The sequence below is a fragment of the Acinetobacter sp. KH_038 genome (assembly GCF_057839405.1).
The window spans coordinates 2,633,383-2,659,307 of the sequence record NZ_CM174489.1 but is presented as its reverse complement, the minus strand read 5'-3'; the positions used below and the strand labels follow the sequence as shown (position 1 = coordinate 2,659,307).

The following is a 25,925-nucleotide window of genomic DNA, read 5'->3' as shown; positions in this document are numbered from 1 at the left end:
TAAGTTTAAGCTTATTAACTTCTGTGATTTATCACAGCGTCTAGACCTGACGAAGGCTAGATCAATCATTAACAGAATATATTTGAGTTGAAATAAATTGTTTAAGGCTCAGAACTAAATTGATATTTAAGTATGACACGCAAGTGACATAGTTGAATGGAGATGAAGAACTGAGAAACTAGCGATTAACTGAATCAAGCGTTTTGGTATATGAATCTAATTGAAGCTGTACAGTGATTAAGTTCACGAGACACTAAACTGAATGTTGGTTGATCTACTTGTAGGATCAAGCGACTGTTTGGGGTTGTATAGTCAAGTAATTAAGTGCATGTGGTGGATGCCTTGGCAGTCAGAGGCGATGAAAGACGTGATAGCCTGCGAAAAGCTCCGGGGAGGCGGCAAATATCCTGTGATCCGGAGATGTCTGAATGGGGAAACCCACTTACCATAAGGTAGGTATTGCAACATGAATACATAGTGTTGCAAGGCGAACGAGGGGAAGTGAAACATCTCAGTACCCTTAGGAAAAGAAATCAATTGAGATTCCCTCAGTAGCGGCGAGCGAAAGGGGAAGAGCCCATTAAGTCATATAAGTTCTAGTGGAACGCTCTGGGAAGTGCGACCGTAGACGGTGATAGTCCTGTACACGAAAGGGCTTATATGATGATGTCGAGTAGGGCGAGGCACGTGAAACCTTGTCTGAATATGGGGGGACCATCCTCCAAGGCTAAATACTCCTGACTGACCGATAGTGAACCAGTACCGTGAGGGAAAGGCGAAAAGAACCCCTGTGAGGGGAGTGAAATAGATCCTGAAACCGCATGCATACAAGCAGTGGGAGCCGGCATTGTGTCCGGTGACTGCGTACCTTTTGTATAATGGGTCAGCGACTTATATTCAGTAGCAAGGTTAACCGAATAGGGGAGCCGTAGGGAAACCGAGTCTTAATAGGGCGTTTAGTTGCTGGGTATAGACCCGAAACCAGGTGATCTATCCATGAGCAGGTTGAAGGTTGGGTAACACTAACTGGAGGACCGAACCCACTGTCGTTGAAAAGCCAGGGGATGACTTGTGGATAGGGGTGAAAGGCTAATCAAACTTGGTGATAGCTGGTTCTCCCCGAAAGCTATTTAGGTAGCGCCTCGGACGAATACCATTGGGGGTAGAGCACTGTTTCGGCTAGGGGGTCATCCCGACTTACCAAACCGATGCAAACTCCGAATACCAATGAGTACTATCCGGGAGACAGACTGCGGGTGCTAACGTCCGTAGTCAAGAGGAAAACAATCCAGACCGCCAGCTAAGGCCCCAAAATTATAGTTAAGTGGGAAACGATGTGGGAAGGCATAGACAGCTAGGAGGTTGGCTTAGAAGCAGCCACCCTTTAAAGAAAGCGTAATAGCTCACTAGTCGAGTCGGCCTGCGCGGAAGATGTAACGGGGCTAAAACTATATGCCGAAGCTGCGGATGCATAATTTATTATGCGTGGTAGGGGAGCGTTCTGTAAGCCGATGAAGGTGGATTGAGAAGTCTGCTGGAGGTATCAGAAGTGCGAATGCTGACGTGAGTAACGACAAAGCGAGTGAAAAACTCGCTCGCTGAAAGACCAAGGGTTCCAGTCCAACGTTAATCGGGGCTGGGTGAGTCGACCCCTAAGGCGAGGCCGAGAGGCGTAGTCGATGGGAAATTGGTTAATATTCCAATACTTCTGTGTAATGCGATGAGAGGACGGAGAAGGTTAAGTCAGCCTGGCGTTGGTTGTCCAGGTGGAAGGTTGTAGGCATGCATCTTAGGCAAATCCGGGGTGCTCTATGCTGAGAACTGATAGCAAGCTGTACTTGTACAGTGAAGTGGCTGATACCATGCTTCCAGGAAAAGTCTCTAAGCTTCAGTTACACAGGAATCGTACCCGAAACCGACACAGGTGGTCAGGTCGAGTAGACCAAAGCGCTTGAGAGAACTCTGCTGAAGGAACTAGGCAAAATGGTACCGTAACTTCGGGAGAAGGTACGCTGCTTTTGGTGATGGAACTTGCTTCCTGAGCTGAGAGCAGCCACAGAAACCAGGCCCCTGCAACTGTTTATTAAAAACATAGCACTCTGCAAACACGAAAGTGGACGTATAGGGTGTGATGCCTGCCCGGTGCTGGAAGGTTAATTGATGGGGTTAGCGTAAGCGAAGCTCTTGATCGAAGCCCCAGTAAACGGCGGCCGTAACTATAACGGTCCTAAGGTAGCGAAATTCCTTGTCGGGTAAGTTCCGACCTGCACGAATGGCATAATGATGGGGGCGCTGTCTCCAGCAGAGACTCAGTGAAATCGAATTCGCCGTGAAGATGCGGTGTACCCGCGGCTAGACGGAAAGACCCCGTGAACCTTTACTGCAGCTTGACATTGAACTTTGATCTTACTTGTGTAGGATAGGTGGGAGGCTTTGAAACCAGGACGCTAGTTCTGGTGGAGCCAATCTTGAAATACCACCCTGGTAATATTGAGGTTCTAACTCTGCTCCATAATCTGGAGCGAGGACCATGTCTGGTGGGTAGTTTGACTGGGGCGGTCTCCTCCTAAAGAGTAACGGAGGAGTACGAAGGTGCGCTCAGCGTGGTCGGAAATCACGCGTAGAGTATAAAGGCAAAAGCGCGCTTAACTGCGAGACCCACAAGTCGAGCAGGTACGAAAGTAGGTCTTAGTGATCCGGTGGTTCTGTATGGAAGGGCCATCGCTCAACGGATAAAAGGTACTCTGGGGATAACAGGCTGATACCGCCCAAGAGTTCATATCGACGGCGGTGTTTGGCACCTCGATGTCGGCTCATCTCATCCTGGGGCTGAAGCAGGTCCCAAGGGTATGGCTGTTCGCCATTTAAAGAGGTACGCGAGCTGGGTTTAGAACGTCGTGAGACAGTTCGGTCCCTATCTACCGTGGGCGTTGGAAATTTGAGAGGATCTGCTCCTAGTACGAGAGGACCAGAGTGGACGAACCTCTGGTGTACCGGTTGTGACGCCAGTCGCATCGCCGGGTAGCTATGTTCGGAAGGGATAACCGCTGAAAGCATCTAAGCGGGAAGCCTACCTCAAGATAAGATTTCCCTAGGACTTTATGTCCTCTAAAGAGCCGTTGAAGACTACGACGTTGATAGGTTGGATGTGGAAGTGCAGTGATGCATGAAGCTGACCAATACTAATTGCTCGTGAGGCTTGACTATACAACACCCAAACAGTTGTTGTATAAAGCATCAATTGATTCGATATTCAGCAAAACGACTTGATTCAGTATCTCGTTAGTAAGACAATATTCAACTCAGATATACCTGTTAATAACTCATTTGGAAAAAGCATTGGCATACACTGAAAAGTGACTAAATAAGACCAAAGCAAGTATCCATAAACAGTTGTGCTGGCGACAATAGCAAGAGTGAACCACCTGATCCCTTCCCGAACTCAGAAGTGAAACCTCTTAGCGCTGATGGTAGTGTGGGGTTACCCATGTGAGAGTAAGTCATCGCCAGCTCATTATTCAAAACACCCCCTGCTGATGCAGGGGGTGTTTTTTTATGCGCGGAAGAAAGAAAAAGAGCGGAATTAAAATAATATTCTGAATTTACTCAAAAAAATTGCCATTCTTAAATCAGGCTGATTGTGTTTTAATCATTAAAATATTTGAAGCCTAGGAATATGCGTGTTTGAGGTATTTGCACAGCTTTGTGGTGGGATCGGTTTATTTTTGCTTGGCATGACTTTAATGACCGAAAGTCTTAAAGACATTGCAGGGGAAACACTAAGACAGTGGTTAGGGCGGTTTACCGGTTCTCCTTTTAAAGCAATGACTTCAGGGATTGCCCTGACTGTCATTGTGCAATCCTCTACAGCGACTACTTTAGCAACAATTGGCTTTGTCAGCGCCGGTGTACTCTCTTTTTCGCAAGCCATTGGTGTAATTATTGGTGCCAATATCGGTACTACTACTACTGGCTGGATTGTGGCTTTTTTAGGTTTAAAGTTTTCTATTGGGCAAGTGGCTTTACCTCTCATTGCTATAGGTGCTTTACTTAAAATATTGGCCCATGGACGTACCGCACTCACTGGTTTGGCGCTTGCAGGCTTCGGACTGATTTTCTTTGGAATTGATTTGCTTCAGGTGGCCATGTCAGGGGTTGCAGAACATCTTGACCTTTCCATTTTCTCTACTGAAAGTCTGGCTGCCAAACTGTTGCTGGTACTTTTTGGCTTGGTGATGACGGTGATTTTACAGTCCTCCAGTGCCGCCATTACAGCCACACTTGCTGCACTTGCAAGTCAGGCCATTCAGCTCGATCAAGCGCTCATGCTGGTCATTGGCCAGAATATTGGCACAGTTGCAACTGCAGTTCTTGCCGCGATCGGTGCCAATGCAAATGCCCAACGAACTGCAGCAGTACATGTCTGCTTTAATGTAGTAAGTGCAATTTTTGCATTTTGTATTCTGGTTCCTTTATTTTTATGGCTTTATCAACCACAGTATTTTTTATCGAGTTGGGATCATGTGGTGATTGTGGCGGCTTTTCATACAGCCTTTAGTGTATGTGGCGCCTTATTTTTTATGCCATTGCTGCGTCCCTTTGAACGGCTGTTGGTGAAATATATTCCAGCACATGAAGATTCATTATTACAAGCTTTGGATGAAGCCAGTCTGGCTGTGCCTGCAGTTGCCATTAATACCGCAGAACAGGTGATCTTTAAAACGATATTGACCCAATATGCCTGGATTGTAAAAGCCATCAAATCGGCAGAACTGGTTTCAGCCAATGAGTTAAAACAGCAAGATGAATTAATCCATAAGTTACAGGATTACCTGGAAAAAATTGTTGTGCCTGAAAATAGCGCTGATCAAAACCGGCTCTTTAACGTATTAAGGATGATGGTTTATTTAAAAGTATTGCGCAGTGATTTGGAAAACTTGAAGCATGTGGTGAGTATTCGGACCCAGCCCACGATTCATCAGATTGCCCTGGATTTTATCCAGATTCTGGAAAATGCCGGAACTGTGATGCCTGATATCGATTCATCTGAAGATTTAAGTCAGCTGTATATTGAAATGGGGCATCTAAAACAGTGGAGTAAGCAGCATCGTAGTGAATTACGTGAAAAAATTAATATTTATGCTTCAACCTATCAGTTGAATGCAGCCAAAACTTTGGAGTTACTGGCTGCTCAGCGTTGGTTAGATCGTTTAGTTGCCCACAGTCATCGTCTGATTAATGTGCTCAATGAACGTCAGCAAGCACTTACAATGCATCAAATTGACGACGAGCATGTTTGAGTGCCGATCTGAGACCTTCTTCCAGCGTTGGATGGTAAAAAGGTTTTGCCAGAATTTGGTGGATATCCTGACCTGCATCAATGGTCCAGGCCAGAAGATGGGCAAGATGTTCGGCTTGTGAACAGAACAGTTCTGCGCCTAATAATTTGCCTGATTTTTTATCAATATAAACTTCGATACCGCCTTTATTTTCGGCCAGTACCAGCGCACGTCCCTGATTTTCATAGGAGGCAAATCCTCGGATAAACTTAATCTCTTGCTGTTCTAGCTGCTTAAAACTTTGTCCCACAATCGCCATTTCCGGGTGAGAAAATACGATTGCCAATGCAGTGAGTGCTGGAATCGGTTTAACTTCTGGATAATTTAAACAGTTATGCACCACTTCTTTGCCAGCATGCGCAGCTTCATGTTGAATGGGAGCATCAGGTGCGGCATCACCGACTATAAATATTGGCAGATCTGCGAGTTGTTTGGTTTTTTTATTGATAGGCAGTTTTTTGATATCTGTAAAAGCAGGGTTTAATTGGTCTAAGCCTAAGCGATCCAGGTTCGTCTGACGTCCTGTAGCACCCAAGATATAGTCAACTTCAATACTTTGCACTTGATCATTCTCAGTAAAATTAATCTTGATCTGATCGGCTAGTTTTTTGACTTGATCCGGCAAGACTTTAAACTTGATATTTATCTCTTGACTGAGCTCTTTTTGCGCCAGTGACTGCAAAGTAGGGCTGCTTAACGAGCCTACTTTCTGGCTACGAGCAAACATGGTGGTGGATACGCCAAGCCGTTGCATGGCCTGAGCCAGCTCAATAGCAATTACACCACTTCCAATTACTGCTAAGGACTTGGGTAATTGGGAAAGTTCAAATATTTCATCGGAAGTCAGATATCTGTCACCTAATTCTTGCTTTAATGTTTTATCAATATTAGGCCGTGAACCAACTGCAACAATAAAGCTTTTAGCCTGATAGGTTTGTCCATTGACTTCAACAGTATGTGTATCAATAAACTTGGCTTGACCGGAAATTTTATGTGAAGCTTCCCATTGATCTACACCTTTCAAGGTTGCACGAATAAAACGTTCTCTTAAGCTATGCAGGCGTTGCATGACGTTTGAAGTATCTACCGCGGCATCATGTTGTAAAGCGAGAACTTCTGCAGACTGAATGTCATGCATCCGATTTGCAGATGAGATCAGCAGCTTACTCGGCATGCAGCCGACACGAGCGCAGGTGGTATCCCATGGGCCATCATTGATAATTAAAATATTCTGGTTGTATTTGATGGCTTCATTATATGCACTGATTCCTGCTGTGCCTGCGCCAATGATGATGAGGTCGTACATAATATAAATATCTTAAAAATAATATAACTATATAAAAAAACCCTCTAGAAAGAGGATTTTATTGCAATTATTTACACTTAAAATTTAATGCCTGCCGGTAAGCTCAAATTCGTATTAATTGTACCGCCATTATTTGTTGAAGTTCCTTTGAATGTTGTACCGTTAATAGCATGTTCAAAACTAAGCGTACCGCTTGTTGCTTGTTTAAATTTTAAAATGTTTATGCCAATTAACTTAATACTACCAGTAAAAGTTTGCTTATTTTGATCAGGAGTTTCATTTTCAACACGAGTACCATCAATTGTCGTGATGCTCGGTAGAATTAATTCTTGTTCACCAGAAGCTCTCACGCGGTAATTAGCTGAACTAATTGTGCCAGGAGATGAGTTTAGTATTAACGAAATTGGCTCAGCAAAAGGAATATTGGGATTATCATTTATCAGTACATTAAATCCTGAACCTGATTGAATGTTATATAAGCTACCATCACGTGAGGTTAAATCTTTATAAATACTAATTGCGCCTGTCGTAATTTCTCGTTCAGTATCTTCACCTGTTTCTGGATCGGCTACAATTGCTGTTGTGGTGATCTTATAATCACTAGTGCTACTATTAATCAAAACAAAACGTTTTTGTTGAGTTTGTTGAATTCCCCATGACTGTTGGAAGGGATATGAAAATGCACCGGTAATAGTTACATCATGGAAATTTTTATCTCCATTTTCGTTTTCAAATACATAAATACGTGTATTTGACTCATATTCTTCTAAGTTTGGTGTTACTTCATCATGTTGTAATTTAATATTTTTTAAATCACTTACTGTAATATCAAAGTCCCAGTTATCGTAACCAGGTAAGATATTTTTAATATCTTCACCCACGAAGACATAACAAGCTCTGTAATCTGTTTTACTTAAGGCAAAGCATTTGTTGCGGTAATATGAGCTATTTTTATAGGCAGATAAATCTATTTTTCGAATGTCTAGGCTTAATTGTAGGGGACCCTGTGCGAAAGTATCTAATGCATGGTCAATATAACCTTTAGCCGTAGTAGCATCATTTGGGTCATAATTTCCAAATAAGAACTGGCCTTCACGTTTTATGGTATCCAAGATTTGTTGAGGGGTTTGTTCACCAGATGGAATACTTGAATTATCTCCATTATTGGTTCCAGTTGAGGGAGATTTATCATAATAACCGTCACTACCACCGCCTCCACAAGCGGCTAAAAAACCTGATAAGGTGATAACAAGCACACTTTTATTAAACTTCATGTTTTACCCCAAAATAATTATATAAAGAATATAGTTTTACTATTTGAAGATTATCATATAAAAAAAATGGCGCAAAGAGCGCCATTTTTATTTACTCAGAACTCTATAGAGTAGTTCCCACACTCACACCTACAGTCGGCTTTAAATTCATTGAACTACAGCCGACAAAGGCCAAGCTCAGACATAATACGACCAAGATTTTATTCATGAATCAATCCTTGAGATTTCGCCTGATTAAATAAGGCTGCTGAACGTGTACCGCTACGGCAGACCATTAATATTGGTTTTGGCAACTCATTGTAGTATCGGGCAAACTCCTCAATATTGGCTTGAGAAATTTGACCACTGATGATGGGTTGATAAATGACACTGACTTGTGATTTCTCTGCGATTGAACGTAATTGGCTTACTGTAACCGCATTGCCGGTTTCCTGATCAGGGCGGTTTACAATCACAGATTTAAAGCCTTGCTCAATCAGTTGTTGAAACTTGCCTGGGGTCATTTGACCAGACACGCTGACCGTAGAGCTTAGCGTCTGGCTGAGATCAGTTGCAGCAAACACAAGTGTAGTACAGCTTAAACAGCCTGCCAGTACCACACCTTTCCAGAACGACTTAGTCATCCAGCAGGTCCATTTGTTTGGCCAGTTGATATAAATTATTAGAGCGATTTCCGGTACGGCAGAACATCAAAATAGGTTTTGGCAATTCATTATAATGATTGGCAAAAGTACGCACATCAAGTTCAGTAATCTGACCGGCAACCACTGGCTGGAACACATAATCTAGACCTGCTGCACGTGCAGCTTCTTCAATTTGTGCACTGGTTGGCTGCTCAGAACCACCTTCCATGTCCGGACGGTTATTGATAATCGATTTAAAACCTTTCTCAAGCACTTGTGTTACATGTTCAGGACCAATTTGACCTGCAAAACCTACATTTTCGCTCATGACACCACTCCATCATTTCATTTATATCGATATGCTTTATGATAGCATTAAGCACAAAACATGCTGAACCTGTTCTGAAATTTTTATAAATGATGATAACCATAAGATAACGCAATGGAGCGCGTATGTACGCCTATACAGTTGAACCACTGTATGTCAAAAGCGGTCAGGAAGTGATTGCTGCAGATTTTTACCGGCCTAAAAATATAGAAAAACCGGCTGTGATTTTGATGGCGCATGGTCTGGCTGCCTTACGTCAATTTAAACTGGTGCAATATGCCCAGCGTTTTGCCAGTGCCGGTTATGCGGTAGTGTTATTCGATTATCGCTATTGGGGCGGGAGTACCGGGCGACCGCGTGAGCTGGTCTCGGTTTCTGCCCAGCTAGATGACTGGCGAACCATGATCCAGCATATTCAGGCACGTAAATCGATTGATAGTAAAAGGATCGTACTCTGGGGAACTGCGCTCAGTGGGGGGCATGTACTTACCCTAGCAGCAGAACTGAAAAATATTCAGGCTGCGATGGTACAGGTTCCTTTTGTCGATGGTGCCGAAAGTGCCAAGCTGTATCCTTTACAGCAATTGCCCAAAGCTTTGAGCATTTCCAGTCAGGACTATATGGGAGCTAAGGTCGGAATGGCACCGAAGACCTTGCCTGTGGTTGATCCGCATGAACTGTGTTTTATGCCGACCCAAGACAGCTATGAGGGTTATCTGTCGATTGTCAATCCGGATTATTACTGGAGTGGCCATATTCCTGCACGGGCATTCTTTCAGCTGATGCGTTATCGCCCGATTCAGCAGGTTAGAAAAATTACCATTCCGGTGCTATTTATTGCAGCGAAATCAGATAGTCTGATTCCAATTGAATCCAGTCGGGAAACTGCGACCAATCTTGCTCCATTTGTACAATATCATGAGTGGAATATCCGGCATTTTGATATTTATCATGCCGAATGGTTTGAAAAAGCGGTTACGACTCAACTAGAATTCTTACATCAACATATTGGAGTGCGCTAGATGATTATTGTATGCTCTGAATGTCTGGCCAAAAACCGCGTCCCAGAAGAAAAACTCAGCGAAAGTCCTGCCTGTGGTCAATGTCATCAAGCCCTGATCCCGCTGGCGCCGATTGAGCTGAATGAACAGAATTTCAGTCAGTTTGTCACGCATAGCGACCTGCCGATTCTGGTTGATTTATGGGCCGACTGGTGCGGACCTTGTAAAATGATGGCACCACATTTTGCCGCTGTGGCCAAGCAATATCCAAATGTGGTTTTTTCAAAAATTGATACTGAAGCCAATCCACGGTTAAGCTCGGCCTTTCATGTTCGCAGTATTCCAACGCTGGTGTTAATGAATAAAAGCACCGAAATTGCTAGAATAAGCGGTGCATTACGATCAAGTGAACTGCAGCAGTGGCTTGATCAACAGTTAAATAATCAACCTTAATTTAAATGCCTGGAGTGAATGTGTCAGATTCTCAAGTAAGACCAGAGGGAATTCTTTCCCTGCAAACCATCGCCATGCCTGCAGATACCAACTGGAGCGGTGATGTGTTTGGTGGCTGGATCGTTTCACAAATGGACTTGGCAGGCGCGATTCATGCAGAACGATTTTCAAAGGGACGTTGTGCCACGATTTCGATCAACCAGATGACCTTTCTGGTTCCAGTCAAAGTGGGGGACGTGATTAGCTGTTATACCAAGATTTTAAAAGTGGGCAAAACCTCCATCCAGATGGAAATTGAAGTCTGGGACAGTCATGATGATTCACGTCCACCGATTCGTGTCACCGAAGGTGTATTTACCTTTGTGGCTGTCGATGTAAAAGGCAACAAGCGTCTGATTCCAGACGAAGCCAAACAGAAGTTTCTAGAATCACAGCCTACCTAATGATTTGCTCGAAATAAAAAATCCCAGATTTGATATCTGGGATTTTTGTGTCGGTAGGACAGAATTATGATTGTTTCAGCTGATTTTTGGCCAGCCACGCCCAGAGCATTTCACATTGAATCGGGGCTTCACCTGACTCATCCGTGATAGTAACCTGAACCAGTGTGTCGCCTTTATCCGAGTTTTGCATCAAGGCTTGCTGCTCGGGCGTGAGCGTAGCAACTGCCGTCATGGCACCGCGCGTCGGGCGTTTAAAATCAATCTTTAAGCTTTTGATCAGTACAATTGCCGTATCCGGCACATTCATCGCAGTGACAAAACCGGTCGCAGTTTCTGCCAGTAAAGCCATGGCACAGGCATGTACCTGACCAATATGGTTTTGCATGGCTTTATGATTGGCGATTGTGACCACGACTTTTGCTGGACTCAGTTCTACATAGCGAATTTTCGCTGTTCCCACCATGGGCACCACACGGCCAAAAGTTTTACTTAGTAAAGTACTGCGAAGGCCTTGCGGTAATCTGGACGTGGCTTTTACCAGTTTGGTCAGTCGATTGCGATGCGTCATAATTCCTACTTTAAGACACAAAATGGTCTTAATCTTTAAAGTTGTTGAACTGTAAAGGCAGACCAAATTGCTGTTCTTTCAAGAATGCCATCACTTGTTGCAAAGTATCGCGCTTCTTGTCGGTCACACGAATCTTGTCACCCTGAATCGAAGATTGCGCTTTAATGCCACTTTCTTTAATGGCTTTATTAATTTTTTTTGCGGTATCAGAGTCAAGACCGTCTTTAAGCTTGATCACCTGAATCACATTTTTACCTGAAGCAGTCATTTTTTGTGGATCAAGTGCCTGAATATCAACTTTGCGTTTAAAGAAATGACTTTCCAGCATGCTATACACCTGTTCGCACTGGAAATCACTTTCAGTCGAAATCTTGATTTCCTTGTTTTTTTCATTCAGTTCAATCGAAACGTCTTGACCACGGAAGTCAAAACGGGTTGCAATCTCTTTTTGGGTGTTTTGAACCGCATGATTTACTTCAAAAATTTCTAATTCAGATACAATATCGAAAGAAGGCATGGTTTAGACCTTTACAAAGGGAAAGAATATCTGAGATGCTAGGGATGTTTTCTTCATTTGCCAAGTGTTGTTTACATCAAAGGAGTGCGCAATGATCCGTAAACAAGAAATTACAACATTTGAGTTCCCAGAAAATGCAATTATCTGGGATGTACGCGATACAAGTGCTTTTGCTGAAGCACACGTGAAAGGGGCGGTGAATCAGCCCATTAGCGATCTTTCAGCAGAGCACCTCACTCAGGTGTCAGCGGATCAACCCATTTACATCTTGTGTGGTGGGGGCAGTAAAGCTCCACGTGCTGCTGAAAAATTAGAGAGTTTTGACAGCTCACGTGAATATGTCATTCTGATGGGCGGTACTCGTGCTGCCCGTGATGCAGGCTTACCGCTTGAACAGGGTGCATAAGCATTCTGTTAAAAAAAGCGCCGCAAGGCGCTTTTTTTATCGGTGAAATTTTTATTCTCTCTGGGTTTAGGAACAGGGAAAAATAAAATATTTTCAGAATGCACTAAAACCCTCATTCGAGCTCTCTTTATAAGAGAGATAACATCCCTAAAATAAGATTCTATAGCAGTGGCTTAAAATAAGGCTTCTTGGCTTTTACTTTCTTTTGAAAGCGGGTCACACTGAGTTTTTTGACCAGACTCGAGGGTAGTGGACAGGCCTCACCCAGAATCTGTGCCGCCAGAATTTCACTGCACAAGGGAGCGAACAGAAAGCCTTTGGAACCTAGCCCGGCAAAACTGTAAATTTCCTCATCCGCTTTCATTTTGCCGAGCAGAGGAAAATAATCCTGACTTTGCGCACGCACCGATGCACGGCCTTGCCAAGCCTCGAACGGAGCTAATGATTCGGCATATTCTGAAAAGACGCTTTGCAGTAGTTCATAATTATGAACATGATCTTCTGCTAACACCTCTGTATCATCCCGGCCGGGATGGAAGGATGCGCCCAGAATTAAATGGTCGTCATCCAGTTGCATGCAATAACCGCCGTAGCTATAGGCAGTATGCTGGCTTAAGGGCCAATTGCGATTGTTTAGCCAGCTGACCTGACCCCGAATAGGTTTGAGCACCGGATAATCTTCAAAGAATTGTTGGGTATCACGTGCGCTACATACCAGTACATGATCAAACTGCCCCAAAGATTTTTCCTGCTCAAACAGTTCAGGCTTGGTTTCTGCAGCGATCCGGGTGATTTTGGCCTGTATATACTGAATATTGGCATGTTGCAAAACTTCATCCCGTAACTGATGCGGAGAAATGGTGCCTGCCGCTAGGAGTTTTAAACCTGGATATTCAGTTTTTAGTGATTGCTTGTCCGCTGTTTGCACCGAAAGAATATTTTCCGGATAGCCATTTGCCAGGCTGAAAAGACTTTCAGAATTTTTGAGTGCCAATTGGCTGACCTGAATCGGTCGAAATGCCTTGAATGGTGCATAATGATTTAAAGCATGCTGCCATGCCAGAGTCATCAAATGTTCAGCACTCTGTTCAATCGGACACAGTTTTGGATTCAGTAGTGCCAGCGGATTACCCGAGCCACCGGCAAGTGGTGCTGATTGGTCGTAAATCGTGACTTGATGGCCACGCTGGGCAAATGCCCATGCGGCACTTAAACCGGCAATACCAGCACCAATAACCGCAATCTGGCGTACTTTAAATCGAAGGTCAGCATTTGATTTAATTTTTTTTGTAGAAACGTCCTGTTCAGGACTGGTAATACCCTGCTCGGGTGGATTCCAGACCGCTTTCAGCATTTCACGTTTATGTCTGAAACCTCTCGGACGTGAAATGGAAATCCCATGATTTTTCAGGCCACGTTTTAAGACCCCGGCGACGCTAAAAGAAGAAAAAGTGGTGCCAGGCTCGGACAAACGCACAATATGCGTTAAAACATTTTCTTCCCACATGTCTGGATTACAAGAAGGTGCAAAGCCATCCAGAAACCAGGCATTGATGGCGACTGTCTTTTCAATGACAGGAAACACCTCATGCGCATCTCCGAGCCACAGATCCAGACTGAAACGTTGCTCCGGGAAACTGAGACGGTGGCAGCCGGCAATTGGCATTGGATATTGGGCGATCAGTTGATCTGCCAGGGGCTTGAGTTCAGGCCAGACATTTAAAGCACGAATCAGATCAGCTTTAGAAAGCGGAAATTTTTCGACTGAAACAGCATGCAGATGACTCTGATTGTCCGGACGGACCTGTTGCCACAGTTGCCACAGGGCCAGAATATTCAGTCCTGTACCAAAGCCGGTTTCGCCGACACAAAAATATTCAAACGGTTTTAACTCGGCAAGGCGGGTTGGCAGGTCATTACCATTTAAAAACACATGGCGAGTTTCCAGCAAACCATTGTCTTTAGAAAAATAAACATCGCCAAACTGCCTGGATACCGGCACCTCAATGCCATCTACTAATTGCCAATCGAGATCGGCGGTTTGAATTGCATGCGACAAAACCACTACAACCTTAAATAAGTCCGAAAGGCCAATAGATTACCATTGACGGCGACGCTTGGTATAAACATAACTGGCAATCAGGAAGCCCAGTAAAACACCCACGGCCAGGGTGGCAGCACCATAGAGAAACATCTGGGCACTGCGTTCGCTTTGTAACACCTGTACTTGCACACCAAGACTGTCATTTCTGAGCTGTAATTCCTGATTCTGTGCTAATGCCTCCAGATTGGCTTTTTCAAGCTGTTGCAGACGAGTCGCCTGGTCTTTGACCAACGCTTTGACTTTGGCCTCCTGCTGGGCTTTGTTCTTGGCAATCTGTTCCGCAGTCAGTGGTTTATTTTCAGCAGGCTGAATGGTCTGAGCCGCAGTGGCAGCCACTGTAAGAATCGCCGGTCTAGGCGCGGCAGGGGGCGGTGTGACAGTCGCGTGTACGGTATTTGCTAAACTACTCTGTGTCGCTGGGGTACTCGCTACTTCTACAGCCCAGGCAGGATGAAAGGTACAGCAAAGGCCAATGACACTGGCAAGAACAACACGCATAAACCTTATCCTTGAGGGAATGCTTTGTTAAACGGCTTGACATCAATATGTGCATATACGCCTTCTTTCAGGAAGGGTTCATCCTGCAACCATGTATCCAGTGCTTCACGGCTGTCAAAATCGACAATGATGGTACTGCCATAAAAGCCGGCTTGCGGATTAGCTGGATCTTTCGGCATCGCACCAGCAACAATCAGACGGCCTTCATCATTCAGCTTTTGCAAGCGGGCAAGATGTTGCGGACGAATGGCAAGGCGTTTTTCCACTGTACCTTCCTGATCGGTACAGCTAACGACAAATAAAGGCATGATGATTCTCAATCGTTTGTAGTTGGATTTATTCAGCAGTTTTAAAGTATTTGCGCAATACAATAAACTGGATAATGATAAAGGAAAACATCACGATCATGTCACCGAATGCAGTGAATTCACCCCAATATTTTCCATCCAGCCATAAGTAGGCGAAAAAGGTGTGCAAAAATGACATTAGGGCAAACATGGCGACCCAGGCATAGTTCAGTTTGATCCAGCCTTTTTCACTTAAGTTAAATACCGGCCCAAACAGGCGCTGAATCAGGGGCTTTTTATCTTTACTAAACCACGGAGACAGCAGGAACACGCCAGCAAAGACCAGATTCAGTAACACCGCTTTTAAGCGGATATAAAAGTCGTCGCTCAGCATCAAGGTAATTCCACCAAAAATGACGGTCATGAACAGCACAATCCATTGCTGCTTATCCAGACGAAATTTTTGCATGACAAATAACGCACCATAGACCACCAGCATAGAAATAATTAGACCAGTGGTTGCCACAAGAATATTATTGTTATCTACGCCACCAGCCGAACCGATGAGTTGAAGGAGTTGATGGTCAGTATCTTTTGGATCTACAGTTTTATATAAATAAAAGAAAATAATGAGTGGCACAAAGTCTAAAAGTGCTTTCATGTTAGAGTATCTAAATCTGATCAAATAAATGTCATAGTATAGAGATGCACGGCGTAGATTTACATACACATAGTAATATTTCTGATGGAACTTTAACTCCACAGCAATTGGTCGAGGCTGCCGTAGAGAAATCGGTGCATACTTTGGCATTGACGGATCACGACACGATGGATGGCTTAGGCTTAGCCAGAGAAGCCGCGAAAAATCATGAGATTAAGATTATTTCTGGGGTTGAAATATCCAGTCAATGGTCACGGCCAGCCACCAAAAAAAATTATGGCGTGCATATTGTCGCGCTGAATATGCAACATCCCGAGCCTTTACAAAAAGCCCTGCAACAACAAAAAATAATTCGTGCAGAACGCTGCAAACAGATTTGCGATTTACTGATTCCGCTGATAGGGCAGGATATCTATAGCGATGTGCTGGCCAAAGTGGATCAGGTGCCGGATCGGATTACCCGGACACATATTGCCAAAACCCTGGTCGAAAAAGGTATTGTGAGCCGTGCCCAGCAGGCTTTTGATAAATATATCAAGGAAGGCAAAAAAGCCTATGTCAAATTTGATGGACTAAGTCTGGAAGATACCATTCAGGTGATTCACGCCAGTGGCGGTTTTGCGGTACTGGCACATCCGACCAAATATGATTTATCCGCCACCAATATCCGTTATCTGATCGAGATTTTTGCCAAGTTTGGTGGTGATGCGGTAGAACTGCCCCCAACGATTGAGCCGGCTTCAACCCGGCAGATGGTGGATCGGATGATTGCCGAGCATGAGTTGAAAGTGTCGATAGGCAGTGATTTTCATGGTGATCATATGCCCTGGATTAGGCTCGGAAATGTGCCGAGTCTCAAACCAGGACAGGTCGGTATTTGGGAAAGTTTTGTTTAGTAAATCCCTCATCCCAACCTTCTCCCTGAGCCATATATGGCGCAAGAGAAGCAGTTCCCTCTCCTATAAGGAGATGAGAAGCACAGCTTCGTAAAGGAGAGCTAATAAATTAAAGTAAATTATGCTCTTTGGCCTGAATTGGTGGTGGCGTTGGTTTGCCCAAAGTTCCTAACAGTTCAATTTCAATGGTGCGTACCATCGAATCGAGTGGCAAGTCATTACTTTGCGTACCAAAAGGTTCTTCAATTTCTGAACTTAAGGCATCCAGTCCTAAAAAGGTATAGGCCAAAATGCCAACCAGCAAAGGCGTAAACAGACCTAAGGTAGAACCCAGACTAAAAGGTAAAATAAAACAGAAGAAGTAAACGGTACGATTCAAGAGTACCGAATAAGCAAAAGGCAGCGGAGTCGTGGCAATCCGGTCACAGCCGGTCTGTACAATACTCAATTCCGCGACATGATCATTCATCTGCATATAAATAATATCGGAAATTTCACCATCTTTAAGGGCCTGCATAAGCTCCCACTGAATCAGGCTTAAAGTGTATTGTGGTGCATTGGCCTGTTGATAAAGTTGAGTCACGGCCTGTTGGCTCATTCCGCTGGTTTCTGTCAGTTCAGTCGGATTGGCTGTCTGATGACGTAATCGGTCACGTAGCACATTGGCAAAGACAATGACGTGCTGAATGACACGTTCACGGCGACCTTGGGATAGTATCCGGCAATCCCGGTCAAAATGTCGTGAATTGGCAATTAAAATACCCCAGAGCTTACGTGCCTCCCACCAGCGGTCATAGCAGGCCGAGTTTTTAAAACCAAGAAAAATCGATAGCACGACACCGATCAGGGTAAAGCCGACCAGAGGTAATTCCGGGAAATGAAAATAACCGTTATAGGATAATCCGCCAATAATGGCCGAGATCAACATCACCACACCCAAAGGCGGCAAAACCTTCGGCAAAATTGTACCTCGCCAGGAAAACAGCAGTTTAAAAAGACTCGGCTGGTCACGTACAATCATTTATTGGAATCATCACAGTTTTTTCATGATCTTCTTGAGTTAAGCCAGCTTTGTCAAGTGCTAATCACCGATATATTGCGGGTTTAATGAGTTGCTGCTCGGCAAAAGAAAAACTGCCCTCCAGTGCAATGATACAGTGGTCGATTAAATAAATATCGACCAGCTGACAGGCTTGCTGAATCTGGCGGGTCAGATGTAGATCTGCTGCAGAAGGAGAGGCCCGGCCAAGTGGATGATTATGTGCAATCACAATTGAAGTTGCCTGCTGGCTAATCGCATAGCGCAGCAGTTGATTGATGGAAATATCACATGCATTTACAGAGCCATAAAACAGTTTTTTAAAGCTGATTTTTCTTAAACTAGCGTCAAGACACAGTACGGCAAAAACCTCCTGCGTTTCACCAAGCAGTTCAAATCGCAAATAATCTCTCAGCCGTTTGGAATTGTTGAGTTCCAGAGCATCCTGTTTCAGGTGTTCGGAAATATAGCGCCGTCCCAATTCCTTCACGGCCATCAGCTGGGTGTATTTGCTCACGCCCATGCCATGAAAGCGACTTACTTCCTGCAGGGGTGCATCTAGCAGTGCAGTGAGATGACCAAAATGCTGAATCAGCAGCCGGGCCAGTTCAACTGCAGAATGTTGCTGTGAACCGGAACGCAGGAAAATTGCCAGTAGTTCGGCATCGGATAAACTTTCTGCACCATATTGAATTAAACGTTCGCGCGGCCGTTCTTGTTCCGGCCAGTTTTTGATAGAAAATTGCATGGTTATTCGACTTATTTATTATGAATTATGAGTTTTCCCTCAAGCCGATCTCTTGGGAATGCGATTATTTAATGCTATTGTGAGCCCCACTGCAACAGAAAGGTAACCTGTTTGTGAGCTTCGACGTAAGTGTAATTCCTCATAAAAATATCATTTTAGCTGTGACAGGTGGCATTGCTGCCTATAAAAGTGCAATTCTGGTTCGCCGTCTGAAAGATGCCGGATTTAATGTGCGGGTGGTAATGACCCAAGGCGCACAGGCTTTTATTACACCTTTAACCTTTCAAGCTTTGTCTGGCAATCCGGTACATACCGAACTGCTGGATACCGAAGCAGAAGCAGGCATGGGGCATATCGAGCTGGCACGTTGGGCGGATCTGTTGCTGGTTGCACCTGCGAGTTGTGACACCCTGGCAAAATTTGCTGCCGGTCTGGCAGATGATTTGCTCAGCACCTTGTATCTGGCCACCAATGCACCGGTCTGGGTTGCACCTGCGATGAATCAGCAAATGTGGGCGGCCAAGGCCACACAGCGTAATCTTGCGACACTGATCGAAGATGGCGTGCATGTGATTATGCCGGATGCCGGATCTCAGGCCTGTGGCGATGTGGGTTTAGGCCGTATGCCTGAACCGGAAGATCTGGCACGACAAGTCACAGAATATTTCCATCAAGCCCAGCGAGCGATCGCAGAAAAATTTGGTCAGCTTGCAGGTAAACGTGTCACGATTACCGCAGGCCCAACCCGTGAAGCGATTGATCCGGTGCGTTATATTTCCAACCACAGTACTGGAAAAATGGGCTTTGCCTTGGCTGCTGCCTGTTATGCGGCGGGTGCAGATGTGACCCTGATTGCAGGGCCAGTCACGCTGGATACACCGAATGGTGTCAAACGCAAAAATGTCAGTTCTGCCATTAAAATGCTCAATGAAAGCATGCAGATGCTGGAACAGGGCTGCGATATCTTTATTGCCACGGCGGCAGTGGCGGATTATCGCGTGGCGGAAGTTGCAGAACATAAAATTAAAAAATCTGGCGATGAGCTGAATGTGGCACTGGTAAAAAATCCGGATATTGTGGCAACCATTGCCCAGCAGGAAAAGCGTCCGTTTATGGTCGGTTTTGCCGCAGAAACCCGTAATATTGAAGAATATGCGGCTGGCAAGCTGGTCGCAAAAAAACTGGATATGATTGCCTGCAATGATGTTTCCCGGACAGATATCGGTTTTGCTTCAGATGAAAATGCCATGACGGTATTCTTTGCCGAACACTACCAGATGGATAAGCGTGATCTGGAAAAAGCCTCCAAGCAGGAAATCGCCCAGCAGTTGATCGAAGCAATTCATGATGCCTTACATCGTGATCCATCCAGTGATGACGATTTTTAAAACAATCTTCACCCAAAAGCCCTGATCGGTTCAGGGCTTTTTTATGGATAAAATTTTACCATTCATTTAAAAAAATATCAGAAATCTTAAATATTTAGTCGTAATTGATAGACTGCTTATTTATTGTTTTTTTAAAAAAGCATAAAATAGGTCACAGAATAAGCAAAGATAAAAATACTGCATATATCCGCTATAAGCAGGAACAGCAAAGAACAACAAGGGGGGCGCTATGAAAACAATCATGATGTTATGGATGATCGCCTGTCTGACTGGATGCAGTTATTTTGTCTCGATGGATGAGTTGGCCCGAAATATTCAAACGCAGATGCAACGTGAATTTAATTCTAACCAGCATTATCAGCGCTACCGGTTTACCGTGCAAAAGGTCAAAATTGTTCAGCGTCAGGGCCATGAATTTAAGGCGATTTCTCACTTGAATTATCAAGGCGAAGAATATCCGGTGAATGTAAAAATTTTTAAGGTGGAGGGTGGTTATAGCTGGTCGATTGAGGATGATGCCTTTGCTTTTTTTGATGAAATTGAAGTTGAACAATATCGGCAGCAACTGGATCGAGAGTTACATCAGTTGGCCTCGGCCCTGGACGATCTGGAGCCAGTGCCTGAATTGAAGCAGAATACCTCCAGTTCTCTGCTTATACCCGTGGCTGAGCCGCTACCCCAAGGTGGCTCTGATCAAGAAGAGCCGATTCCAGTCGGCAATATCACCGCTTATACACACTAGCAAATAGAGCAATTTCTATAAAAAAAGCACCGGCCAGCGGTGCTTTTTATGTTCAGGATTCAACCTGCTGATGTTCGCGTACATAGTCTTCGGTACGTTGCATGGCTTCCTGGATATTAAACAGGGCAGTTTCCACATCTTTCAATGTCTTGGCATTGCCACCACTTAGCGCCTGACGCCATTTGCGGGCACCCGGCAAGTTCTGGAACAGACCCAGAATATGACGGCTAATAATTGACAATGGTGCACCCTCTGCCATGCGCTGGGCAATATAAGGCAGCATCTGTTGCATAATCTCGAAACGATCCGGTGCTGCGAGGTTCCAGAGTTGTCCCAGTTCAGCCAATAAATACGGATTATGATAGGCTTCACGGCCAATCATCACACCATCGACATGTTTTAAATGCTCAAGTGTTTCGGCATAGGTTTTAATCCCGCCGTTGATTTCAATGAGCAGTTCAGGACGATCCTGTTTTAAACGATAGACATCTTCATAACGCAGGGGCGGCACATCTCGGTTTTCTTTCGGTGATAAACCTTTTAATAAGGCAATTCGGGCATGTACGATAAAATTATTGCAGCCGGTTTTGGCCACGGTGTCGACAAAATGCAGCATCTCTTCATAAGACTGCATGTCATCAATGCCGATCCGGTGTTTTACGCTCACTGGAATATCCACTGCATGGCGCATTTCAGCAATACATTCTGCCACTAGGTCAGGTTCCGCCATCAGGCAGGCCCCAATTTTATTGTTCTGCACCCGGTCACTCGGGCAACCCACATTCAAGTTGACTTCGTTATAACCCCAATCCTGTGCCATCTTGCTACAGGTCGCCAGCTCTTGGGGATTAGAGCCACCAAGTTGCAGCACAACTGGCTGTTCTTCGGTATTAAAATCCAAATGACGTTTGGCATCACCGTAAATGATGGCACCAGTGGTGACCATTTCGGTGTACATAATCACATTTGGATTAAACAGCCGGGCAAAGAAACGATAGTCTTTGGTAGTCCAATCCATCATTGGCGCAACACTGATTCGTGGTTGAAGTTTATTTTCAATGGTGGTCAAATCAGTCATTCAAAATTACGCCTTAACGAAACGGAAGAACAGGCGATGCAGATGCTCGCCCAGATATTTTCTGCTTAAGCCAACTTGGCCGGTATCGCAAAAAAAGAGGGCATAATACTAGCATAAAATTGGCAAGACCACCCGGCGAACTTGAATCACAGCACTAAGTTCAGCACACCAAACAAGAAATAAAATTAGAATTCCAAGTCAGTCCGGAATGGTATATTTTGATAGTAGAAAGATGACTATAAAAAAGCATAGAAATAAGGAGAATCATCATGTTGTTATTGGAGGAGATTTATAAAACTCATAAAGCACAAAATTCAGCACATTTTAACTTAAGAATTCATCGTGGCTTGGGCTGGTTTAAAAAAGCGCTGGATTTAGATCAAGATCTGGAATTTAAATTTATCAGTCTATGGATTAGTTTTCACGCTATCTATGCCCATGAAGGAGAGCTGCCTCAAGACTCGGATCAACTGCATCAGTTTCTGGACATCCTCTATCAAAAAGATCTGGAACAGAAAATTAATCATATACTCTGGGAAAAATACAGCCAGCCAATCCGCTCGCTGCTGGATAACCTCTATGTAGACCAGAGCTTTTGGGATTATCGTCATCAGAAAATCAGTCTGGAAAGCTGCCAGGAAAATTTACAAATAGAAAAAGACAGAATCCAGCATGCCTTGCAGCAACGAAATGCAGCCGAAATTCTGGCTCTGCTGTTTCGCCGTTGGTACACCTTGCATCATCAGTTGATACAGGGGGGCCTCACTTATCACAGTTCGCTTAATCATAAGCTTTTAGATGAAAGTTGCCGGATTCTGGCAGCTTTGCTACCGGTATTGATCTGCATCTTATTGGAAAACTCAGCTGCTCTGGATTTAAATCAACCTTTCTATCCTGTAGCTCAAGTCAGCTGAATATAGTGCAGTATCTAGGTGGCGGTCCGGGCATGATGCCATTGATCCAGCAGGGCAAAAAGGGTGGCGCACAAGGCCAGTCCCAGTCCTACCATACAGGTCATGCTCCAGCCACCATGATGCCAGGCATATACGCCTAGGGCTGAACCAGCGGCACCACCAATAAAATAAAGGGTCATATAGAGTGAGTTGACCCGTGATTTGGCATCGGGACGCAGCCGAAAAATCACATTCTGATTACAGCTATGCGTAATCGCCAGCCCCAGATTGATCAGTCCGTAGCCGAGAATATAGCTCAGTAAAGATACCGCACCAAAATATAAAAACAGCCAGCTTCCAATCAGAATCGAACAGCCAATCCAGCTCAAGGTTTTGATATGGCCACGATCGGCCCATTTACCAATGAATTGAGTTGACAATGCCCCAAAGACGCCGACCAGTGTCACCAGACCAACCATGACATCTGAAAGCTGGAAAGGTTTCTGGGTCAGCAGCAGGGCAATGGTCGAGAACAGCATGCTCATGGCAGCAAAAGCACAAGCTCCGGTGAGGGAACGAAACACCAGACGTGGCTCCTGTTTCAATAGGCTTGCCATGGATTTAAAAATTGCTGCATAGCTGATTCTGAGACGTGGCAGGCTGGGTAATTTACCGCGCAGATAAAAGCTTAAAGCCAGCATACTGATGCCACTGACAATATAAATCGTTTTCCAGTGAAACAGGTCAGATAATAATCCGGCAATACTGGTTGAAAGTAAAATACCGACCAGCAGGCCGCTCATCAGAAAGCCGACCACTTCTCCGGTTTTTTCCGGTTTGACTGCCATGGTGGCCAAGGGGATCAGGATCTGTGCCGCAACAGAAAACAGCCCGGCAATGATGGTGCCAATCCAGAGCATCGGCAGGTTTACTGCACTGGCACAAATAAATAAACCTGCTGCCGCACCCAGCATCAGCATCGGAATCAGTTTGGTTTTATTGAGCATGTCACCTAAAGGCACAATAAACAGCAAGCCCAAGGCATAAGAAATCTGGGCAAAGGTAACGGTCAGCGCCACTTGTGATTCCGGTACCTGATAATACTGCTGAATCGATGAGATCAACGGCTGGCAATAATAGTTGGCACCGGCACATAAACCGCATGCAATCGCCATCAGCCACAACAACGGCTTATTTTGACTGATATCGAGAGGCGTGTTCATAGCGCTAACCTTGTGTGAGAGAATAAGGATTGAAAATGAGAAGCAAATTATGCAGAAATTGAGGGCACTATAGGTCAGAACTTTCTGCTTTAAAAGTAGAAAAATATTAAAACTATTCAGAAATCACCGCACAAAACATTCACAAAATGCGATCCGAAACTTTCAAGAGACAAAATTCTGGGCAATTGATGGAATTTTTCTCTTTTGAGCCGGTCTTAGCCTCATTAAAGTGCAGTTATATCCAGAAAAAATGAAGCCAGCACACCAAGCTTAAGAAAATTGGATATTTGCTCTATTTTTTATGCGCATATTTGGTGCGAAATGCAGATTTTCATCTTCGATTAAAGTCTATGACATTAATCTAATAAATAGTCACTCAGATTTTTTTTGACCCTTTATCTGACTCTTTTAGACCTGAGTCTAATAAACGTTTGTGCATACTCTTTTGTCAGACTGATCAATTTTTTCTGATCTTCGTCTGCCTCAAACAAATAGCAGTGTTTAATAAGTCACTAGTTTAACAGTGCAAAATGGTTGTCCTAAGCTAAGCCTGAATTCTGTCAGAAAAGTCAAAATTAAAAACTTAAGGCCAACAAAGTGCTGCTATGTGGATCAAACAGAGAAATTAAAAAATTCCTGCTCCGGTAATTTATAGGGCAATTTTTGTCACAATGATCAATGTAACAAAATAAATCAAAAATTAACCAGTCTGAGGAAAGGGAAAATTCTGAGTTTTAGTTCAATAGAATGAATATCGTTTATAAAATAATCAAATATAAATCCTTGCTGAATTAAATAAATGTGCTATCGCAGCATTATTTTTATGAATCATCAGTTCAAAATATAGGTATTTATTAAATAAATAGTAGGTGGTAATTTCAAACAGTTTGATTAGAATCCAAAAATTCAACAAGAACACATCCTGAGGGGAAGCATCGTTTAAACGATGTTTACTTAAGAAAATTTAGCTTGAGGAACGCTCATGCAAATCGGAATTCCAGCCGAAACTGTTGTCGGTGAAAATCGCGTCGCTGCGACGCCAGAGACAGTAAAGAAATTGATCAGCGCAGGACATAGCGTGATTATCGAACGTGGTGCAGGGCTTAAAGCTGCCTATATCGATCATGCCTATGAACAAGTTGGTGCCAAAATTACCGATGATGCCTACACGGACAGTCAGCTGATTTTAAAAGTTCGTGCACCGCAAGGTGAGGAAATTCAAAAACTCAGTCCAAACACCACCATCGTGGCAATGTTTGATCCCTACCGTAATACTGAACTTGACCAATTTGCGGCGCAAAACGTGTCTGCATTTGCATTGGAGCTTTTGCCACGAACCTTGTCTCGTGCGCAAAACATGGACGTGTTGTCATCTCAAGCTAACCTGGCCGGCTACAAGTCGGTGCTGCTGGCTGCGGCTGAATACCAGCGCATGTTCCCGATGCTGATGACAGCTGCGGGTACGGTCAAACCGGCACGTGTGGTGATCATGGGCGTCGGTGTTGCAGGCTTGCAGGCAATTGCAACAGCCAAACGTCTGGGTGCCATTGTTGAAGCAACAGACCTGCGTCCAACAGCCAAAGATCAGGTTGAATCTCTGGGTGGTAAATGGCTGGACGTTCCGATGTCGGCTGAAGAGCAACAGAAAGCGGCGGATGCTGCCAAGAATGGTTATGGCTGGATGCCGGGTGAAGAATACATCCGCGATCAGGCTGCTATTGTAGATAAAGCGGTATCCAATGCAGATATCGTCATTACCACAGCATTGCTTCCAGGCCGTGATGCACCGCGCTTAATCCGCGCTGAAACCATTGCCAAAATGAAACCGGGTTCAGTGATTCTGGATATGGCGGTGGAGTCTGGCGGTAATGTGGAAGGTTCGAAATGTGGCGAAACCGTGCATACCGACAATGGCGTCAAGATTCTTGGAATTCCAAATATTCCTTCAACTGTATCGACTGAAGCATCGGCATTGTATGCACGTAATGTCTTTAATTTCGTTGAAACATTATTTGATGCTGACAAGAATTTTGTACTGAATCCAGAAGAAGAAATTCAAAAAGCCCTACTCGTTACTCATGCCGGCCAAGTGCTGCTGAAACGCGGTTAA

General features: G+C 44.4%; 24 protein-coding genes and 2 rRNA genes. 12 read left to right on the top strand and 14 right to left on the bottom strand.

Annotated features, from left to right (window positions below):
* Positions 1 to 310 precede the first annotated feature (310 nt).
* The 3 genes from AC3IT7_RS12550 (at position 311) to AC3IT7_RS12540 (ending at position 5,300) form a co-directional block, all read left to right on the top strand.
* Positions 311 to 3,207 (top strand): 23S ribosomal RNA (locus tag AC3IT7_RS12550).
* A gap of 190 nt (positions 3,208 to 3,397) precedes the next feature.
* Positions 3,398 to 3,512: ribosomal RNA gene (gene rrf / locus AC3IT7_RS12545) — 5S ribosomal RNA — on the top strand.
* Positions 3,513 to 3,680: 168 nt separating this feature from the next.
* The gene (locus AC3IT7_RS12540) at positions 3,681 to 5,300 is read left to right on the top strand and encodes a Na/Pi cotransporter family protein (RefSeq protein ID WP_489248690.1); all 1,620 of its coding nucleotides are present in this window, start codon (positions 3,681 to 3,683) and stop codon (positions 5,298 to 5,300) included.
* On the opposite strand, the gene AC3IT7_RS12535 is transcribed toward AC3IT7_RS12540, so the two are convergent.
* The 4 genes from AC3IT7_RS12535 to AC3IT7_RS12520 all read right to left on the bottom strand — a co-directional run bounded on the left by AC3IT7_RS12535 (position 5,266) and on the right by AC3IT7_RS12520 (position 8,870).
* Positions 5,266 to 6,645, bottom strand: a complete 1,380-nt coding sequence (locus tag AC3IT7_RS12535) for a dihydrolipoyl dehydrogenase (protein WP_489248689.1) — start codon at positions 6,643 to 6,645, stop codon at positions 5,266 to 5,268. The genes AC3IT7_RS12540 and AC3IT7_RS12535 overlap by 35 nt on opposite strands.
* 77 nt (positions 6,646 to 6,722) lie before the next feature.
* The gene (locus AC3IT7_RS12530; protein WP_489248688.1) at positions 6,723 to 7,919 is read right to left on the bottom strand and encodes a hypothetical protein; all 1,197 of its coding nucleotides are present in this window, start codon (positions 7,917 to 7,919) and stop codon (positions 6,723 to 6,725) included.
* Positions 7,920 to 8,119: 200 nt separating this feature from the next.
* The gene (locus tag AC3IT7_RS12525) at positions 8,120 to 8,542 is read right to left on the bottom strand and encodes a protein tyrosine phosphatase family protein (protein ID WP_489248687.1); all 423 of its coding nucleotides are present in this window, start codon (positions 8,540 to 8,542) and stop codon (positions 8,120 to 8,122) included.
* Positions 8,535 to 8,870 carry a protein tyrosine phosphatase family protein gene (locus AC3IT7_RS12520; RefSeq protein ID WP_475654950.1) on the bottom strand — a complete coding sequence of 112 codons (336 nt, stop codon included), beginning with the start codon at positions 8,868 to 8,870 and terminating at the stop codon, positions 8,535 to 8,537. Before AC3IT7_RS12520 ends, AC3IT7_RS12525 begins: the two co-directional genes overlap by 8 nt.
* A gap of 125 nt (positions 8,871 to 8,995) precedes the next feature.
* Between AC3IT7_RS12520 and AC3IT7_RS12515 the strand changes: the two genes are divergently transcribed.
* From AC3IT7_RS12515 to AC3IT7_RS12505, 3 genes are all read left to right on the top strand, one after another.
* Positions 8,996 to 9,892 carry an alpha/beta hydrolase gene (locus AC3IT7_RS12515; protein WP_489248686.1) on the top strand — a complete coding sequence of 299 codons (897 nt, stop codon included), beginning with the start codon at positions 8,996 to 8,998 and terminating at the stop codon, positions 9,890 to 9,892.
* The gene (gene trxC / locus AC3IT7_RS12510; RefSeq protein ID WP_489248685.1) at positions 9,893 to 10,324 is read left to right on the top strand and encodes a thioredoxin TrxC; all 432 of its coding nucleotides are present in this window, start codon (positions 9,893 to 9,895) and stop codon (positions 10,322 to 10,324) included. It abuts the gene before it with no gap.
* 74 nt (positions 10,325 to 10,398) lie between these two features.
* Positions 10,399 to 10,767 carry an acyl-CoA thioesterase gene (locus AC3IT7_RS12505; protein WP_489250015.1) on the top strand — a complete coding sequence of 123 codons (369 nt, stop codon included), beginning with the start codon at positions 10,399 to 10,401 and terminating at the stop codon, positions 10,765 to 10,767.
* Between the two features lie 64 nt (positions 10,768 to 10,831).
* Here AC3IT7_RS12505 and AC3IT7_RS12500 read toward each other — a convergent pair whose 3' ends face one another.
* Positions 10,832 to 11,335, bottom strand: coding sequence for a DUF4442 domain-containing protein (locus tag AC3IT7_RS12500; RefSeq protein ID WP_475654777.1), 504 nt, complete (start codon positions 11,333 to 11,335; stop codon positions 10,832 to 10,834).
* Between the two features lie 28 nt (positions 11,336 to 11,363).
* Entirely contained in the window at positions 11,364 to 11,852 is a 489-nt protein-coding gene (locus AC3IT7_RS12495) for a YajQ family cyclic di-GMP-binding protein (protein WP_004281601.1), read from the bottom strand.
* Between the two features lie 91 nt (positions 11,853 to 11,943).
* On the opposite strand from AC3IT7_RS12495, the gene AC3IT7_RS12490 reads away from it, so the two are divergent.
* Positions 11,944 to 12,258 (top strand): rhodanese-like domain-containing protein, encoded by a 315-nt coding sequence (locus AC3IT7_RS12490; RefSeq protein WP_475654778.1) that lies wholly within the window; start codon positions 11,944 to 11,946, stop codon positions 12,256 to 12,258.
* Between the two features lie 160 nt (positions 12,259 to 12,418).
* Here the strand turns inward: AC3IT7_RS12490 and mnmC are convergent, their stop codons facing one another.
* Genes mnmC through AC3IT7_RS12470 form a run of 4 tightly spaced genes read right to left on the bottom strand, consistent with a single transcriptional unit; the run spans position 12,419 to position 15,808 of the window.
* Positions 12,419 to 14,317 carry a bifunctional tRNA (5-methylaminomethyl-2-thiouridine)(34)-methyltransferase MnmC2/FAD-dependent 5-carboxymethylaminomethyl-2-thiouridine(34) oxidoreductase MnmC1 gene (mnmC, locus tag AC3IT7_RS12485; RefSeq protein WP_489248684.1) on the bottom strand — a complete coding sequence of 633 codons (1,899 nt, stop codon included), beginning with the start codon at positions 14,315 to 14,317 and terminating at the stop codon, positions 12,419 to 12,421.
* A gap of 39 nt (positions 14,318 to 14,356) precedes the next feature.
* Positions 14,357 to 14,860, bottom strand: coding sequence for an SH3 domain-containing protein (locus AC3IT7_RS12480; protein WP_489248683.1), 504 nt, complete (start codon positions 14,858 to 14,860; stop codon positions 14,357 to 14,359).
* Between the two features lie 5 nt (positions 14,861 to 14,865).
* Positions 14,866 to 15,168: a YciI family protein gene (locus AC3IT7_RS12475; RefSeq protein WP_489248682.1), complete on the bottom strand. Its 303-nt coding sequence runs from the start codon at positions 15,166 to 15,168 to the stop codon at positions 14,866 to 14,868.
* Between the two features lie 28 nt (positions 15,169 to 15,196).
* Positions 15,197 to 15,808, bottom strand: a complete 612-nt coding sequence (locus tag AC3IT7_RS12470) for a septation protein IspZ (protein ID WP_475654782.1) — start codon at positions 15,806 to 15,808, stop codon at positions 15,197 to 15,199.
* Positions 15,809 to 15,852: 44 nt separating this feature from the next.
* Here AC3IT7_RS12470 and AC3IT7_RS12465 point away from each other — a divergent pair, with 44 nt between their 5' ends.
* Complete coding sequence (locus AC3IT7_RS12465; protein ID WP_489248681.1) at positions 15,853 to 16,704, top strand: PHP domain-containing protein; 852 nt, start codon at positions 15,853 to 15,855, stop codon at positions 16,702 to 16,704.
* A 109-nt stretch (positions 16,705 to 16,813) separates the two neighbouring features.
* Here the strand turns inward: AC3IT7_RS12465 and AC3IT7_RS12460 are convergent, their stop codons facing one another.
* Entirely contained in the window at positions 16,814 to 17,725 is a 912-nt protein-coding gene (locus AC3IT7_RS12460; RefSeq protein ID WP_475654784.1) for a bestrophin family protein, read from the bottom strand.
* Positions 17,726 to 17,789: 64 nt separating this feature from the next.
* Positions 17,790 to 18,491, bottom strand: coding sequence for a RadC family protein (gene radC, locus AC3IT7_RS12455; protein ID WP_489248680.1), 702 nt, complete (start codon positions 18,489 to 18,491; stop codon positions 17,790 to 17,792).
* Positions 18,492 to 18,604: 113 nt separating this feature from the next.
* On the opposite strand from radC, the gene coaBC reads away from it, so the two are divergent.
* Together coaBC and AC3IT7_RS12445 are read left to right on the top strand one after the other, a co-directional pair.
* Positions 18,605 to 19,879 (top strand): bifunctional phosphopantothenoylcysteine decarboxylase/phosphopantothenate--cysteine ligase CoaBC, encoded by a 1,275-nt coding sequence (coaBC, locus tag AC3IT7_RS12450; protein ID WP_489248679.1) that lies wholly within the window; start codon positions 18,605 to 18,607, stop codon positions 19,877 to 19,879.
* Between the two features lie 229 nt (positions 19,880 to 20,108).
* Positions 20,109 to 20,621: a hypothetical protein gene (locus tag AC3IT7_RS12445; protein ID WP_489248678.1), complete on the top strand. Its 513-nt coding sequence runs from the start codon at positions 20,109 to 20,111 to the stop codon at positions 20,619 to 20,621.
* A 52-nt stretch (positions 20,622 to 20,673) separates the two neighbouring features.
* Here AC3IT7_RS12445 and dusA read toward each other — a convergent pair whose 3' ends face one another.
* Entirely contained in the window at positions 20,674 to 21,699 is a 1,026-nt protein-coding gene (gene dusA, locus AC3IT7_RS12440) for a tRNA dihydrouridine(20/20a) synthase DusA (protein WP_489248677.1), read from the bottom strand.
* 269 nt (positions 21,700 to 21,968) lie between these two features.
* On the opposite strand from dusA, the gene AC3IT7_RS12435 reads away from it, so the two are divergent.
* The gene (locus AC3IT7_RS12435; protein ID WP_489248676.1) at positions 21,969 to 22,613 is read left to right on the top strand and encodes a hypothetical protein; all 645 of its coding nucleotides are present in this window, start codon (positions 21,969 to 21,971) and stop codon (positions 22,611 to 22,613) included.
* Positions 22,614 to 22,627: 14 nt separating this feature from the next.
* Here AC3IT7_RS12435 and AC3IT7_RS12430 read toward each other — a convergent pair whose 3' ends face one another.
* Positions 22,628 to 23,815 (bottom strand): MFS transporter, encoded by a 1,188-nt coding sequence (locus tag AC3IT7_RS12430; RefSeq protein ID WP_489248675.1) that lies wholly within the window; start codon positions 23,813 to 23,815, stop codon positions 22,628 to 22,630.
* Between the two features lie 982 nt (positions 23,816 to 24,797).
* Here AC3IT7_RS12430 and AC3IT7_RS12425 point away from each other — a divergent pair.
* A complete protein-coding gene (locus AC3IT7_RS12425; protein ID WP_489248674.1) occupies positions 24,798 to 25,925 on the top strand; it encodes a Re/Si-specific NAD(P)(+) transhydrogenase subunit alpha in 1,128 nt (375 codons plus the stop codon).

What these genes read in the sequence shown, in the direction of transcription:
- AC3IT7_RS12535 (WP_489248689.1), bottom strand. Translation starts at nt 6,645, where the DNA reads ATGTACGACCTCATCATCATTGGCGCAGGCACAGCAGGAATCAGTGCA.
- AC3IT7_RS12530 (WP_489248688.1), bottom strand. Translation starts at nt 7,919, where the DNA reads ATGAAGTTTAATAAAAGTGTGCTTGTTATCACCTTATCAGGTTTTTTA.
- AC3IT7_RS12525 (WP_489248687.1), bottom strand. Translation starts at nt 8,542, where the DNA reads ATGACTAAGTCGTTCTGGAAAGGTGTGGTACTGGCAGGCTGTTTAAGC.
- AC3IT7_RS12520 (WP_475654950.1), bottom strand. Translation starts at nt 8,870, where the DNA reads ATGAGCGAAAATGTAGGTTTTGCAGGTCAAATTGGTCCTGAACATGTA.
- AC3IT7_RS12515 (WP_489248686.1), top strand. Translation starts at nt 8,996, where the DNA reads ATGTACGCCTATACAGTTGAACCACTGTATGTCAAAAGCGGTCAGGAA.
- trxC (WP_489248685.1), top strand. Translation starts at nt 9,893, where the DNA reads ATGATTATTGTATGCTCTGAATGTCTGGCCAAAAACCGCGTCCCAGAA.
- AC3IT7_RS12505 (WP_489250015.1), top strand. Translation starts at nt 10,399, where the DNA reads ATGCCTGCAGATACCAACTGGAGCGGTGATGTGTTTGGTGGCTGGATC.
- AC3IT7_RS12500 (WP_475654777.1), bottom strand. Translation starts at nt 11,335, where the DNA reads ATGACGCATCGCAATCGACTGACCAAACTGGTAAAAGCCACGTCCAGA.
- AC3IT7_RS12495 (WP_004281601.1), bottom strand. Translation starts at nt 11,852, where the DNA reads ATGCCTTCTTTCGATATTGTATCTGAATTAGAAATTTTTGAAGTAAAT.
- AC3IT7_RS12490 (WP_475654778.1), top strand. Translation starts at nt 11,944, where the DNA reads ATGATCCGTAAACAAGAAATTACAACATTTGAGTTCCCAGAAAATGCA.
- AC3IT7_RS12480 (WP_489248683.1), bottom strand. Translation starts at nt 14,860, where the DNA reads ATGCGTGTTGTTCTTGCCAGTGTCATTGGCCTTTGCTGTACCTTTCAT.
- AC3IT7_RS12475 (WP_489248682.1), bottom strand. Translation starts at nt 15,168, where the DNA reads ATGCCTTTATTTGTCGTTAGCTGTACCGATCAGGAAGGTACAGTGGAA.
- AC3IT7_RS12470 (WP_475654782.1), bottom strand. Translation starts at nt 15,808, where the DNA reads ATGAAAGCACTTTTAGACTTTGTGCCACTCATTATTTTCTTTTATTTA.
- AC3IT7_RS12465 (WP_489248681.1), top strand. Translation starts at nt 15,853, where the DNA reads ATGCACGGCGTAGATTTACATACACATAGTAATATTTCTGATGGAACT.
- AC3IT7_RS12460 (WP_475654784.1), bottom strand. Translation starts at nt 17,725, where the DNA reads ATGATTGTACGTGACCAGCCGAGTCTTTTTAAACTGCTGTTTTCCTGG.
- radC (WP_489248680.1), bottom strand. Translation starts at nt 18,491, where the DNA reads ATGCAATTTTCTATCAAAAACTGGCCGGAACAAGAACGGCCGCGCGAA.
- AC3IT7_RS12445 (WP_489248678.1), top strand. Translation starts at nt 20,109, where the DNA reads ATGAAAACAATCATGATGTTATGGATGATCGCCTGTCTGACTGGATGC.
- dusA (WP_489248677.1), bottom strand. Translation starts at nt 21,699, where the DNA reads ATGACTGATTTGACCACCATTGAAAATAAACTTCAACCACGAATCAGT.
- AC3IT7_RS12435 (WP_489248676.1), top strand. Translation starts at nt 21,969, where the DNA reads ATGTTGTTATTGGAGGAGATTTATAAAACTCATAAAGCACAAAATTCA.
- AC3IT7_RS12430 (WP_489248675.1), bottom strand. Translation starts at nt 23,815, where the DNA reads ATGAACACGCCTCTCGATATCAGTCAAAATAAGCCGTTGTTGTGGCTG.
- AC3IT7_RS12425 (WP_489248674.1), top strand. Translation starts at nt 24,798, where the DNA reads ATGCAAATCGGAATTCCAGCCGAAACTGTTGTCGGTGAAAATCGCGTC.